We start from the raw sequence: 13,639 nt of genomic DNA on the forward strand, positions 1-13,639 counted from the left end.
CGTGCCAGTTCAAGTCTGGCTTCGGGCACCATTTTAAATATAAAAAGAAGATTGTCGCGTAAGCGGCTTTTTTTATACCTAAAATTTAGCTTTTCTACTTTTTGACTAAGTCATTTATGACTTGTTATCTAACTAAAACTCACTAAAAAACGACCGCACTTGCGGTCGTTTCTATTTACAGCTTAAAGGATTATTTTAATTTTTCACCTTTAAATTCACCTGTTAAACTTTCTAAGAAAGAGGTTATGTCCTCCACATCTTTTTGAGCAGGCTGTTTCACGTTACTTTGGTATTTCAACATTGCACTCACAGCATCTTTTAGCTCTTTTGCTGACGCATCATGGAAATAGGGTGCAGTAAGCGCGACATTGCGCAAGGTTGGCACTTTGAAGCGATGCATATCGAAAGGATCTTTAGTTTGTGCAAAGCGACCTTCATCCGCATCAGTTAATGGCGTACCACGATCTTTAAAGTAATCGCCGTAGAGTCCCATGTATTCATAAGATTGTCCACCCATTGCTACACCAGTATGACAAGTATCACATTTATGTTGTTTGAATAACTCATAACCGCGAACTTGTTGCTCGGTTAACGCTGTTTTATCCCCTTTCAAATAACGGTCGAAATCACTATTTGGTGTAATTAATGTTTTTTCATATTCACCAATTGCGTGAGTTAAAGTTTCTTTCGTCACTTGTGGATATTCTTTTAAGAATTCTTTTTTAAATTCTTCATCCATTTCAAAACGAGCCACGATGTCATCCCACGAGTGCGAGCCCATTTCTACTGGATTTGTTGGAGGACCTTTCGCTTGATCTGCTAAATCTGCAGCTCGTCCATCCCAGAATTGCACAAAGTTAAATGCGGCATTGAACACGGTTGGCGCGTTAATTGGGCCTTTTTTACCATCAATACCTGTTGAAGTATCAAGTCTATCCACACCGCCTTTGTCTAATTGGTGACAAGTATGACATTGAATAGAACCATCGCCTGATAAACGTCCATCAAAGTAAAGATCATGACCTAACGCGACTTTTGCTTCATCAGTCGCAATACTGTCTGGAATCGGTTGAACTAAACGATCGGCATCAACATTGGGTGTTTCTTTTGGTAAAGACATTTTACGTACTTCACGAATCCAGTTAAGCAACGCCACTTTCTCTTGCTCATCTGGTTTACTTCCCCAGTGAAGATGTCTGAATTTAGCAATTGGCATTTCGTTATTTTCAAGTACACGTTGTAATTTTGCTAAATCAGCTTGGGATAATTTGCTCGGATCTTTTAAGCCTTCAACTAAACGATCTAAGCGGAAAGCACGAAGCCCATTCTGAATATCCGATTGCATTTGGTCACCCACAATCGGGAATTTTGAATAAAATGGAAGAGGCGTGCTTGGACTATGGCAATATTGGCAGCTGTTATCAAACAACGCTTTTGCCACTTTTTCTTGTTCGCCCGTATAGCGATTTTCCATTAAAAGTTGAGTCGCGTTCTCTTTATCAAATTGATGCAGATACCCCACAACCCCAAATAACCCAATACTGCAATGGCTGCTCCGCCAATAATCAGTTTTTTCATCTAATCCTCCAAATGATCAATAAAATATAAAAAGAAAGAAAAAGCTTAAAAAGCAAGGTGATTATGCCAAAAAATTGGCTTATATTTTATGTGGATTTAATTTGATTTGGCTATGGATTCGATTGATTGCATTAAAGGTCTTTTTACCTTATAAGTGAGAATTCCCCTAAAATTAAGCAATAAAAAATGCGGTTATTTCTAACCGCACTTTACTTTTCATTATCTCTTGTTTATTTCTTTGGCGCTTGCATAAAGCGGAAGAAATCACTGTCAGGTTTCAAAATCATCATATTATCTGAACCTTCGAAGCTACTTTCATAGGCTTTTAGGCTACGAATAAAGCTATAAAACTGTGGTTCTTGAGCAAATGCTTGAGAATACAATTTTGCTGCCGCCGCATCACCATTACCACGTAATTCTTGTGCTGTTTTATTTGCATTCGCTAAGATCAAGGTCACCTTACGATCCACATCCGCTTGAATGAACGCCGCTTTTTCTTTACCTTGTGAGCGATGTTCACGGGCAACAGCATCACGTTCTGCACGCATACGTTGGTAAATCGAAGAAGAAACTTCATCTGGTAAATTGATTTGTTTTACGCGAACATCGACGACTTCGATCCCTAACTCAGAAGTACTATCCTGCCCTGAATTTAACGCTTTTTTCGCGCCCGCCATTAATTCACCACGTGTACCTGAAACGATGTCTTTAATCGTACGTGTACCAATTTCTGAACGCAGACGGTCATTCACTTTACGGCTTAATAAGCTTGAAGCTTGGTTATAATCTCCACCACCTGTTGCAGTATAGAAACGACCGAAATCGCTGATTTTCCATTTCACATAGGAATCCACCAACAAGTCTTTTTTCTCGACTGTCACAAAACGAGTAGCTGAGCCATCAAGGGTACGAATACGCGCATCAAGCACTTTAATGCTATCAATTAAAGGCAATTTGAAATGCAAACCTGGTTCATACACCACCACTTTGTTTTCTGCATCACGTTGTACTTTGTTAAAACGCAACATGATGCCACGAGTGCCCTCAGTTACAACCACGACGCTGGAATATAGCACCGCAGCAATCACCACAATAATCGGAAGTAAAAATTTACGCATTAGTTAAATCTCCCTTGGCGAATGCCTTCATTTGATTGAACTGGTTGAGCCGTTTGCGTTTCTACACGACGTTCCTGTGTTGAAACTGGTGCAGAACTGACCGCACTTTCAGGCGTTGTAGTAGTCGGTTGAGCCGCTTTTTTACCCATTAATTGCTCTAATGGCAATACGGTTAAATTGTTACCATTATTGCTATCTAGCATCACTTTAGGTGTATTTGCCATGACTTTTTCCATGGTTTGAATATAAAGACGCTCTTTTAACAAATCAGGTGCCGCTTTAAATTCAGGCAGAAGACGTTGTAAACGTTCCACTTCCCCTTGCGCATCAAGCACAACACGATCTTTATAAGCGGTTGCTTCTTCAACTATACGCTGTGCATCACCACGAGCGATTGGCTCTTTCTCGCGAGCATAAGCTTCTGCTTCACGAATGTAACGTTGTTCGTCTTCCTGTGCTTTAATCGCATCATCGAAAGCATCTTTCACTTCTTCTGGTGGACGTGCAGATTGGAAGTTCACGTCAATCACTTCAAGTCCCATATCATAAGGTTTGATAATATCGTTCAAGGCTTTCCATGTATCTTCACGTACCACGGCACGACCCGTTGTCAGCACATCATTCATAGTCATATGACCAATCACATAACGAAGTGCACTGTCAGTCGCTTGTCCAAGACTATTGTCCGCATTGCTCACGCTAAACAGGTATTTTTCAGGATTTTGCACGCGATATTGTACGGTCATTTCCACTTTAACCATGTTTTCATCTTTGGTTAACATCGCACCTTGCGTTTTAAGCTCACGAACTTGTTCTACATTCACTGGAATCACTTTATCAATAAAGGTTGGTTTCCAGTTTAAACCGGGTTGAACGATAGAATGAAACTCGCCAAAACGTAACGTCACGCCACGTTCTGCTTCTTTAATGGTGTAAAAACCGCTTGCACCCCAAATAATCCCTCCGATTACTGCGGCGATCGGTAAAATCTTACCTAAATTAAATGAAGGTATATTCGGCGAAGTATTATTTGATCCGCCCTTCTTATTCCCACCACCTAATTTTTTCAACAGATTATTAAATACTTCTTCAATATCTGGAGGTGATTGTTCCTGATTTTTATTGTCTCGAGCGCCCCAGCCATTTTCATTTTGCTTATCTGATGAATTATCTGAATGTTTTGGACCGCTACTCTGTCCCGGTTTACCCCAAGGATCTTGATCTGGACCGTTTTGCGACATTACGTTCTCCATTTGTCTAAAATTTTTAATGAGTTTAACGGAATAAATGGGGTTAGTCTATGAAAATACAAGTGGCAATGCAAATTATTACAAAATAAAAAATCCTTGAATATTTTCAAGGATTTTCTTTTATTCATTTACTTGGTAAATCAAGGGTTTTTGTATATTTTTTTCTACTAAACTTTTTCCATCCCATTGATAAAAGTGCGGTTGAATTTTTGACTGATTTATAAATGCCGCAAAGTAAAAAGGCAATTCATCCGTAAAGATCAATTCTCCTTTCGGACAATAATCTGAAAAGATCTGTAACCGCTCTGGTAAATGTACCACACTTGAAAGTTTTACAATCCCAACGCCTTGTGATTTCAATACTGCTTCACGCAAACACCAACAGCGATAAAAAGCCTGCTCTGTATCAGGCTGTTTAGCAAACCATTCTTGTTCTGCTTGTGGCGCGAAATGCGCCATGAGCGCAGAAAAATTCCGTTTTTTGGGAAATTCAATATCAATACCGACCGCACTTTTTTCTGATTCATTAATATGCAGCAATACGGCAACCCAATCGCCTGAGTGGGTTATATTAAAATCGATCTTCTCGACGGGAAATTGTGGTCTGCCACTTTGCGTACGATAAATTTGTCCTAAAAGTGCGGTTGATTTTCCCGCTGTTTTTAGCAACTGCCAAAGTAAAAAATGCGCTAATCGACGACATTGATGGCGTTGCGTTATCCGAGTATTTCCCTGTGGTTCTGTACGCAAATTTTCAGGTGCAAGATCTGTAGGAATTTCATCAAAAGAAAAAGGTTGCTGAATATTGGCGTAGGCAATAAAAGTTGTCATACAAATAATAAATAAACATATCAGTTTGATAGCATTATAAAAGGAAATCCGCTGCGCGCCAACACAAGCAAAAATCTGTCAAAACAACATCTTAGATTAAAACTGTGAGCAGTTTCACAGATTTTTCTCCTTAAATACGTTACATTTCAAAAAAGTAATCACAGGAGGTTCTATGTTTAAACAACTTCAACAAGTCGGTAAGGCATTTATGTTGCCGATTGCTATTTTGCCTGCTGCAGGTCTTTTACTCGGGATCGGTGGTGCACTTTCCAATAAAGCAACGGTGCAAGCCTATCCAATTTTAAATAATGAGGCGCTGCAAGGTCTGTTTCAGATTATGTCTGCGGCAGGTAGCGTGGTGTTCGCTAATTTAGCCTTATTATTGTGTATTGGTTTAGGTATCGGCTTAGCCAAACGTGACAAAGGCGTTGCTGCTCTCGCTGCCGTTGTTGGTTATCTCATTATGACGGGCACCATTGCTGCATTAATTCCGATTTTCTCTCCTGATGTAAAAAGCATCGATACGGGTGTGATTGGAGCATTGGTGATGGGCTTGATTACCGTTAAATTGCACAATCGCTATCACAACATCCAATTACCACAAGTATTAGGTTTCTTTGGCGGCTCTCGCTTTGTACCAATCGTAACTGCTTTTTCAGCTATTTTTGTTGGATTAGTTTTCTTCCTCATTTGGCCAACTTTCCAACAATGGCTCGTCTCGGCGGGTAAAAGCATCGCATCCATGGGAACCTTTGGTACATTCTTATACGGTTTCTTAATGCGACTATCTGGCGCGGTTGGCTTACATCATATGATTTATCCGCTGTTTTGGTATTCTGAATTAGGTGGTGTGGAAATGGTCAATGGCGAAATGATTGTCGGTGCACAAAAAATCTTTTTCGCTCAATTAGCCGATCCAAATCACCATGGTTTATTTACTGAAGGAACCCGTTTCTTTGCTGGCCGTTTTGATACCATGATGTTTGGCTTACCAGCTGCCTGTTTAGCCATGTATCACTGTGTACCGAAAAAACGTCGTGCGCAAATTGGCGGCTTGTTCCTTGGTGCAGCCCTAACCTCTTTCATTACTGGCATTACAGAACCGATCGAGTTTATGTTCTTGTTTGTTGCACCATGGCTTTATGTATTCCACGCATTCTTAGATGGTGTATCTTTCTTTATTGCCGATTATCTAAACATCTCTATCGGGAATACTTTCTCTGGTGGTTTTATTGATTTCTTGCTCTTCGGCATTTTACAAGGTGATGAAAACACCCATTGGTTGCGTGTGATTTTTGTCGGTATTCCTTGGGCTCTACTCTATTATTTCTCTTTCGTTTTCTTGATTCGCATCTTTAATGTGATGACACCAGGACGTGGTGAAGAAACCGAAGAAAATGTAGAACAAGAAACAAGTTCACTGACTGAAAATGCACATAAAATTATTGCAGCATTAGGTAACGCTGAAAATATTGAAAACGTGGATGCGTGTATTACTCGCTTACGTGTTTCAGTTAAAGATGTAAAAGCCGTTGATAAAGCCACATTGAAAAAATTAGGTGCGATTGATGTGCTTGAAGTTGGCGGTGGCGTACAAGCCATTTTCGGTGCGAAAGCAGTTCTCTATAAGAGTGAAGTGAATCAAATCTTAGGAAAAGAAGATTAACTCCTAAAAAATAAAGGGCGTTTATCCCGCCCTTTTGAGTAATAAAACAAAAGTGCGGTCAAAATCAACCGCACTTTTTTATTATTTCAACAAATATGCATGTAGTTGTGCAAAATCGTTATCCATTTCATCAGAAAGTAATGGCAATTTATTGTGTTTATCCAAGGCTTCTGGCAATGGAAGATCGAGCGAAAGAATACGCTCCACTGACTCTTTAAATTTCGCAGGATGTGCCGTACATAAGAAAATACCGGTTTCATCCGCTTTAAGTTGATCTTTCAATACTTGATAGGCGATTGCACCGTGTGGTTCACATAAATAACCTTTTGCGTACATCGCTTTTAAGGTTTCTTCTGTTTCGCTATCGCTTAACATACCAGAACCTAAATCACTTAAATTCCAGCCATTACGTTTAAATAACTCTTCGACACGTGGCCAGTTGTTCGGACGACTGACATCCATCGCATTAGAAAGCGTGGCTACAGTCGCTTTAGGTGCCCAATTACCTGATTCTAAATAACGTGGCACGGTATCGTTCGCATTGGTGGAAGCAATAAAGCGTTTAATTGGTAAACCCAATGTTTTTGCAATTAAACCTGCGGTTAAGTTACCGAAGTTACCACTTGGTACAGAAACTACTACGTTATCACGTTTTTCTTTTGGTAATTGCGCTACCGCTTCAAAGTAATAACAAACTTGCGCCAATAAACGGCTAATGTTAATGGAATTTGCTGAGTTTAAACCAATCGCTTGACGTAGTTCTGCATCATCAAATGCTTGTTTAACTAACGCTTGGCACGCATCGAAATCGCCATTAATCGCCACAGTGCGAATATTGCCACCTAAAGTACAGAATAGCTTTTCTTGTAATGGACTGATTTTGCCTTTCGGATATAAAATCACGACATTGATGTTTTCTAACCCATAAAACGCGTGGGCAACTGCCGCACCGGTATCACCAGATGTCGCTGTTAAAATAGTAATTTTTCCATCACCACGCACTGCAGCAAGCGCTTGCGCCATAAAACGACCACCAAAGTCTTTAAATGCTAAAGTTGGTCCATGGAATAATTCAAGTGCATAAATATTATCTTCTACTTTTTCCAACAGTGCAGGAAAAGTAAATGCATTTTTTACCATTGCATCTAATGTTACTTTCGGTAATTCTTCACCGATTAATGCGCTAAGAATTTTTTGACTACGTTCAACCAATGGTAAAGCTAATAATTCGTCAATATTGCTTAACGTTGGAATGGTTTCCGGAAAAAATAAGCCTTGATCCTTACCAAGCCCTTGACGTACTGCCTGAGCAAAATTTACTTGTTCTTCAGGGTGTTTGATGTTGTACAAATTCATTGTATATCCGTTAATTATAGAGTTTTGATAAAATGTTATTCCCCTCTTATAAAAGAAGGGATAAAGCGATTTGTTGTTTAACCGAGTTCTCTCGCGCCGTCATTATCGACCTTACAAACATGAACAAAGCCTTCATTGTTTTGTAAATAATGATTTTCTAAATAAGTCGCCAGTTTTGTTGCCGTTTGTAAATCGGGTGCGATGGAGAAAATCGTTGGTCCAGAACCTGAAATTCCCGTCGCTAATGCACCTAAATCACGAGTGGCTTGTTTCACTTCTGCGAAGTTTGGTAGTAAAGCCTCACGATAAGGTTCTGCAATCACATCTTTCATCATCATCGCAGCAAGGTTTTCTTGATGCGTGTGACATGCGTGCACAAATCCACCTAAATGACGACCATGAGAAATCACATCTTGACGCGTGTAGCTTTTCGGTAAAATTGCACGCGCTTCAGCAGTTGAAACCTCAATACCTGGATAAGCTAAGACCCAATACCAATTATCAAAAAATGGTAGTTTTTGGCAAATGTTACCGAGGGATTGTACCATAAATTGCACACCGCCTAAGTAACAAGGTGCCACATTATCATAATGGATAGAGCCTGAAATACGACCTTCTAGCTCCCCCATCATTTCTAACAATTCCATTTTTGAGAATGGCTCATCGTGGAATTTATTCAATGCCACCAATGCAGCCACGATAGAACACGCACTTGAACCTAATCCCGAACCAATCGGCATATTTTTCTCAAGGGTCAAACGCAATGGTTTGACTCTCATATTGCGTAATTTTAATTGCTCACTAAACAGCACATAAGCCTGATACACGATGTTTTTTTGCGGCTCTTTTGGCAATTTACGCACAAAATAACCCGCACTTTCTAGCTCAAAACCACTTGGAATAGACTCAATCTGTACAACATCACCTAATAATGAACCATCAATCGGCGAAATGGCTGCACCTAATGTGTCAAACCCTACACTAATATTGGCACTCGATGCCGGAGCATAAATTCTTAACATGTTATGTCCTTCTTAGTGGTGTAATGTTCTTAAAATATCAGCAAAGATGCCCGCTGCAGTCACTGCGTTACCTGCACCGTAACCACGTAATAACAACGGAATTGGTTGGTAATAACGCGTATAGAACGCAAGGGCATTTTCACCGTCTTTCACCTTGTACAATGGATTATTTTGATCCACGGCGATGATTGATACCTTGCAGTGACCATCTTTAATTTGTCCTACATAACGCAATACTTTGCCTTCTGCTTTCGCCGCTTCAACGCGTGCTTTAAATTCCGCATCTAATTGTGGCAACATTGCCATAAATTCATCAGCAGATTTACCTTCAGAGAAACCTTTTGGCAATACCCCTTCCACTTCCACATCGGAAAGCTCAAGTTCTAAACCTGCTTCACGCGCTAAAATAAGCAATTTACGTGCCACATCTTGTCCTGATAAATCATCACGAGGATCTGGCTCTGTAAAGCCTTTTTCACGTGCAAGTGCGGTCACTTCTGAAAGAGAAAGTCCTTCTTCTAATTTACCGAAAATGAAAGAAAGTGAACCTGATAAAATGCCTTCAAAATACTCAAGCTCATCACCTGCAGCCAATAAGTTCTGTAAGTTTTCGATAACCGGCAAGCCTGCGCCTACGTTAGTTTCGTATAAAAATTTATGTTGGCTTGCTTGTGCATTGCGACGTAATTCGTGGTAATAGGCTAATTCACGGGTATTCGCTTTTTTATTTGGAGTTACCACATGGAAGCCTTCTTTTAACGCACGTGCATAAAGTCCTGCGACCGATTCAGCCGTTGTACAATCTACGAAGACTGGGTTCACTACGTGGTGTAATTTAATGAAAGATAACAACACATCGAAATCAGAAGGTTGGGTTGCATTTTCAAGATCGGTTTTCCAATTATCTAAATTCAATCCGTTTTCATCTAAAAGCATTTTTGTTGAATTCGCTAAGGCACAAACACGGATTTCAATATCCTTCTTTGCGAGGTATTCTTTTTGGTGTTTAATTTGTTCAATTAACTCACCACCAACGCCACCAACGCCGACTAGAAACATATCAACAACTTTTTTGTTATTAAAAAGCGCTTGGTGAGTGGCTTTCACGGCTTCAATCGCTTTATTTTGAGCCACTACTGCTGAAATTGAACGTTCAGAAGAACCTTGTGCAATTGCGACTAAGCTGATATTCGCTTGTGCTAAGGCAGAGAAGAAACGAGCCGCGATACCTTTAGCTTGTTTCATACCATCACCTACAACTGAGATGATAGATAGATCTTTTGCGACTTCAATTGGCTCTAAGTCATGCGCTTTTAATTCTGTCGCAAACTCTTGTTCTAAAATCGCTTTCGCTGCATCCGCTGATTTAACAGGCACACAGAAACTAATGCTGTATTCAGAAGAAGATTGAGTGATTAAGATAACTGAAATACCCGCTTTTGACATCGCTGAAAATACACGCGCAGCCATCCCCACCATGCCTTGCATACCGGGGCCTGAAACATTAAACATTGCCACGTTATCAAGGTTAGTAATCCCTTTCACTTGTAACCCTTCAGATTTCACATGACCATCGATTATTGAACCAGGTGCAGATGAATTACCGGTGTTTTTAATCACACAAGGGATTTGTTTTGGCAATAATGGACCAATTGTACGTGGATGGATCACTTTCGCACCAAAATAAGAAAGCTCCATCGCTTCACGATAAGAAAGGCTTGGTAATAAACGAGCATCTGGCACTAAACGAGGGTCACAAGTATAAACGCCATCCACATCAGTCCAAATTTCACAAACAGATGCATCTAAACAAGCTGCTAAACAAGCTGCTGAATAATCAGAACCATTACGGCCTAATAACACTAATTCACCTTTATCATTACATGCGGTAAAACCAGCCATTAAAACAACTTTATCTTTATCGATACTTTTCGCATCAACGCGTTTTGTTGATTCGTCAATATCAACTGAAGATTCTAAGTAACCACCTTGTGCTAATAATTGCTTAACTGGATCAACAATGTGAACACTATACCCACGTGCTTCAAACCACGCTTTCATCATCGCAATTGATAATTTTTCACCACGGCAATCAATGGTTGCTTTAACTTTATCTTCTACTTTGCCAGCTTGGCGAATTTCTTCTAATAAGCCTTTAATTTGAGCAAATTCTGCATCAATGAGGGCTTTAGTACCAGCAAGATCAAATTTATTATTTTCAGCGTGTAAACCATTAATGATGTTATAGAAAATCTCAATGGCTTCGTTAAAGTGGGTATCAGTAGGTTGGTTTAATGCGGCTTTTTCAGAGAGGGCAACAAGATGGTTAGTAATTTTTGCTGGGGCAGATAAGACACCGGCAGCCTGCTCTTCTAAATGAGCTTTTTCGATTAATTGAGCTGCTTGTGAGAAACGCTCAGGATTGGCTAATGAAGTGCCACCAAATTTTAATACGCGCATGATAATATCCTCAGATGTTGTGATTTTTAAATACTAAAAAACCCGCACTAGACTGAATGCGGGTTTTCTTGATCCTGTTTGTTATGCACTAACCCGCCCCATTAATTGTCGTAATGGTCATAATAATGGTGGTAATCGTGAAAGTGCGGTTATTTTTCATTGTGTTTTAACCTTGAAAAAAAAGATGTGTTTAGAAATACCGAAAAAGCGCTGGCTTGTCAAACACAAAATCAAAAAAATGAAGATTTTTTCTAAAAATCATCGCTTTGGTGTAGAATGAAGAGAGTTTCACATTGGTCAGGAAGGGAATTATGACAATTCAACAAGCTCTCGAAACCATTCATCAAAAAATCCAAGCCTCCACTCAACTTGCACATCGCCCTGAAAGTGCGGTCACTTTATTAGCAGTTTCTAAAACGAAACCCAATGAAGCGATTTTAGAAGCCTATCATGCAGGACAAAAAGCATTTGGGGAGAACTACGTTCAAGAAGGTGTAGATAAAATTCAGTATTTTGAAGCACAGAATATTCAGCTTGAATGGCATTTTATTGGCCCATTGCAATCCAATAAAACGCGTCTTGTGGCCGAACATTTCGATTGGATGCAAACGTTAGAACGTGCAAAAATTGCTGATCGTTTAAATGAACAACGCCCTACCAATAAAGCGCCTTTGAACGTTCTAATCCAAATTAATATCAGTGATGAAGCGAGTAAATCAGGTATTCAACCGGGTGAAATGATTGCGCTTGCAAAACACATTGAAAATCTACCGCACTTACGTTTACGTGGATTAATGGCTATCCCTGCTCCAACAGACAATATTGCTGAACAAGAAGCAGCTTTTAGCCAAATGGAACAATTATTTGAGCAATTGAAAGTCGCTTTCCCTCATCAACAAATTGATACGCTTTCTATGGGAATGACCGATGATATGCAAAGTGCCATTAAATGCGGTTCAACCATGGTGCGTATTGGTACAGCCATTTTTGGCGCAAGAGATTATTCGAAAAAATAATGAATAGAAAATAAAAAAGCGGTCAAAATTGACCGCTCTTTTTTATCTGGATTTCATTAAACTTCTTCGCTCTTTTCAGAGAAACGTTCAATCTTCGCACCTAAGCAACGAAGTTTATCTTCAACGTGTTCATAACCGCGATCGATGTGATAAATACGATCAACAATAGTTTCACCACTTGCGATACAACCCGCTAATACCAGGCTGATTGATGCGCGTAAATCTGTTGCCATCACTTCGGCACCAGAAAGATGCTCAACACCATGACAAACTGCCGTGTTACCTTCAATCTCAGCTTTACCGCCCATACGAATCAATTCTGGAATGTGCATAAAACGATTTTCAAAGATGGTTTCAGTAATGATACTGGTGCCTTCTGCCACCATATTTAATAAGGTGAACTGAGCTTGCATATCGGTTGGAAAACCTGGGTGTGGTGCAGTACGAATATTAACGGCTTTCGGACGATTGCCATGCATATCCAATGTAATGCTATATTCTGTGACTTTAACTTCTGCACCCGCTTCACGAAGTTTATCAATCACGGCATCCATGGTATCCGCTTTGGTATTTTTACATACCACGCGACCACCAGAAATAGCACCTGCAATTAAGAATGTACCGGTTTCAATACGATCTGGCACAATGCTGTGCTCGCAGCCAGTTAAACGCTCAACACCTTCAACGACAATGTGATCCGTACCGGCACCTGTAATTTTTGCGCCCATTTTGTTGAGGAAATCAGCTGTATCGACAATTTCTGGCTCACGTGCGGCGTTTTCAATCGTTGTTGTACCTTCAGCAAGCGTTGCAGCCATCATGATAGATAAAGTCGCACCAACACTCACTTTTTCCATCACAATACGTGTACCTACAAGACGCTCTGCGACAACTGCTTTTACATAACCTTCGTCAAGCTCAATCGTTGCACCAAGTTTTTCTAAGCCACTAATATGGAGATCAACCGGACGAGCACCAATTGAGCAACCACCAGGTAAAGAAACTTGACCTTGATGAAAACGAGCCACCAACGGTGCTAATGCCCAAATAGAGGCACGCATGGTTTTTACTAATTCATACGGCGCAACGAAGTGATCAATTTTAGAGCAATCTAATAATACTGCACCTTCAGCATCACGCTCTGCCACCACGCCAAGTTTACGTAAGATTTTTAAGGTGGTATCGATATCTTTGAGTTCCGGTACATTTGTTAATTTAACCGGCTCAGTCGCCAAAATTGCGGCAAAAAGAATAGGAAGTGCAGCATTTTTTGCACCAGAGATGGTTACAGTACCACTTAAGCGAGATTGCCCGCCATAAACACGAAATTTTTCCATAGAAA

At 40.1% G+C, this 13,639-nt stretch carries 9 protein-coding genes, 1 pseudogene and 1 other annotated feature; of the genes and pseudogenes, 2 read left to right on the top strand and 8 right to left on the bottom strand.

Annotated elements, in window-relative coordinates:
* Positions 1-190 precede the first annotated feature (190 nt).
* The 4 genes and pseudogenes from HMPREF2732_RS04260 to HMPREF2732_RS04275 all read right to left on the bottom strand — a co-directional run bounded on the left by HMPREF2732_RS04260 (position 191) and on the right by HMPREF2732_RS04275 (position 4,777).
* Positions 191-1,578, bottom strand: a pseudogene (locus tag HMPREF2732_RS04260) (cytochrome c peroxidase).
* Between the two features lie 230 nt (positions 1,579-1,808).
* Positions 1,809-2,696 carry a protease modulator HflC gene (gene hflC / locus HMPREF2732_RS04265; protein WP_049366331.1) on the bottom strand — a complete coding sequence of 296 codons (888 nt, stop codon included), beginning with the start codon at positions 2,694-2,696 and terminating at the stop codon, positions 1,809-1,811.
* Entirely contained in the window at positions 2,696-3,937 is a 1,242-nt protein-coding gene (gene hflK / locus HMPREF2732_RS04270; RefSeq protein WP_070591430.1) for an FtsH protease activity modulator HflK, read from the bottom strand. Before hflK ends, hflC begins: the two co-directional genes overlap by 1 nt.
* 129 nt (positions 3,938-4,066) lie before the next feature.
* Positions 4,067-4,777, bottom strand: coding sequence for a 4'-phosphopantetheinyl transferase family protein (locus tag HMPREF2732_RS04275; protein WP_070591432.1), 711 nt, complete (start codon positions 4,775-4,777; stop codon positions 4,067-4,069).
* A gap of 172 nt (positions 4,778-4,949) precedes the next feature.
* Between HMPREF2732_RS04275 and HMPREF2732_RS04280 the strand changes: the two genes are divergently transcribed.
* Positions 4,950-6,443 carry a PTS transporter subunit EIIC gene (locus HMPREF2732_RS04280; protein WP_070591435.1) on the top strand — a complete coding sequence of 498 codons (1,494 nt, stop codon included), beginning with the start codon at positions 4,950-4,952 and terminating at the stop codon, positions 6,441-6,443.
* An 81-nt stretch (positions 6,444-6,524) separates the two neighbouring features.
* Here the strand turns inward: HMPREF2732_RS04280 and thrC are convergent, their stop codons facing one another.
* The 3 genes from thrC to thrA all read right to left on the bottom strand — a co-directional run bounded on the left by thrC (position 6,525) and on the right by thrA (position 11,281).
* Positions 6,525-7,799: a threonine synthase gene (gene thrC, locus HMPREF2732_RS04285; RefSeq protein ID WP_070591439.1), complete on the bottom strand. Its 1,275-nt coding sequence runs from the start codon at positions 7,797-7,799 to the stop codon at positions 6,525-6,527.
* A gap of 77 nt (positions 7,800-7,876) precedes the next feature.
* On the bottom strand, positions 7,877-8,821 hold the full coding sequence (gene thrB, locus HMPREF2732_RS04290; protein WP_005696633.1) for a homoserine kinase: 945 nt from the start codon (positions 8,819-8,821) through the stop codon (positions 7,877-7,879).
* A gap of 12 nt (positions 8,822-8,833) precedes the next feature.
* Entirely contained in the window at positions 8,834-11,281 is a 2,448-nt protein-coding gene (gene thrA, locus HMPREF2732_RS04295) for a bifunctional aspartate kinase/homoserine dehydrogenase I (protein WP_070591442.1), read from the bottom strand.
* A gap of 31 nt (positions 11,282-11,312) precedes the next feature.
* Positions 11,313-11,428 (bottom strand) — a sequence feature (Thr leader region).
* Positions 11,429-11,592: 164 nt separating this feature from the next.
* Here thrA and HMPREF2732_RS04300 point away from each other — a divergent pair.
* Positions 11,593-12,297, top strand: a complete 705-nt coding sequence (locus tag HMPREF2732_RS04300) for a YggS family pyridoxal phosphate-dependent enzyme (RefSeq protein ID WP_070591445.1) — start codon at positions 11,593-11,595, stop codon at positions 12,295-12,297.
* 56 nt (positions 12,298-12,353) lie between these two features.
* Here HMPREF2732_RS04300 and murA read toward each other — a convergent pair whose 3' ends face one another.
* On the bottom strand, positions 12,354-13,634 hold the full coding sequence (gene murA / locus HMPREF2732_RS04305; protein WP_070591448.1) for a UDP-N-acetylglucosamine 1-carboxyvinyltransferase: 1,281 nt from the start codon (positions 13,632-13,634) through the stop codon (positions 12,354-12,356).
* Positions 13,635-13,639 lie beyond the last annotated feature (5 nt).

Source organism: Haemophilus sp. HMSC061E01 (genome assembly GCF_001810345.1).
GTDB lineage: Bacteria > Pseudomonadota > Gammaproteobacteria > Enterobacterales > Pasteurellaceae > Haemophilus_D.

Bases quoted from the DNA above. Each gene is read 5' to 3' on its own strand.
- hflC (WP_049366331.1), bottom strand. From the start codon at position 2,696: ATGCGTAAATTTTTACTTCCGATTATTGTGGTGATTGCTGCGGTGCTA.
- hflK (WP_070591430.1), bottom strand. From the start codon at position 3,937: ATGTCGCAAAACGGTCCAGATCAAGATCCTTGGGGTAAACCGGGACAG.
- HMPREF2732_RS04275 (WP_070591432.1), bottom strand. From the start codon at position 4,777: ATGACAACTTTTATTGCCTACGCCAATATTCAGCAACCTTTTTCTTTT.
- HMPREF2732_RS04280 (WP_070591435.1), top strand. From the start codon at position 4,950: ATGTTTAAACAACTTCAACAAGTCGGTAAGGCATTTATGTTGCCGATT.
- thrC (WP_070591439.1), bottom strand. From the start codon at position 7,799: ATGAATTTGTACAACATCAAACACCCTGAAGAACAAGTAAATTTTGCT.
- thrB (WP_005696633.1), bottom strand. From the start codon at position 8,821: ATGTTAAGAATTTATGCTCCGGCATCGAGTGCCAATATTAGTGTAGGG.
- thrA (WP_070591442.1), bottom strand. From the start codon at position 11,281: ATGCGCGTATTAAAATTTGGTGGCACTTCATTAGCCAATCCTGAGCGT.
- HMPREF2732_RS04300 (WP_070591445.1), top strand. From the start codon at position 11,593: ATGACAATTCAACAAGCTCTCGAAACCATTCATCAAAAAATCCAAGCC.
- murA (WP_070591448.1), bottom strand. From the start codon at position 13,634: ATGGAAAAATTTCGTGTTTATGGCGGGCAATCTCGCTTAAGTGGTACT.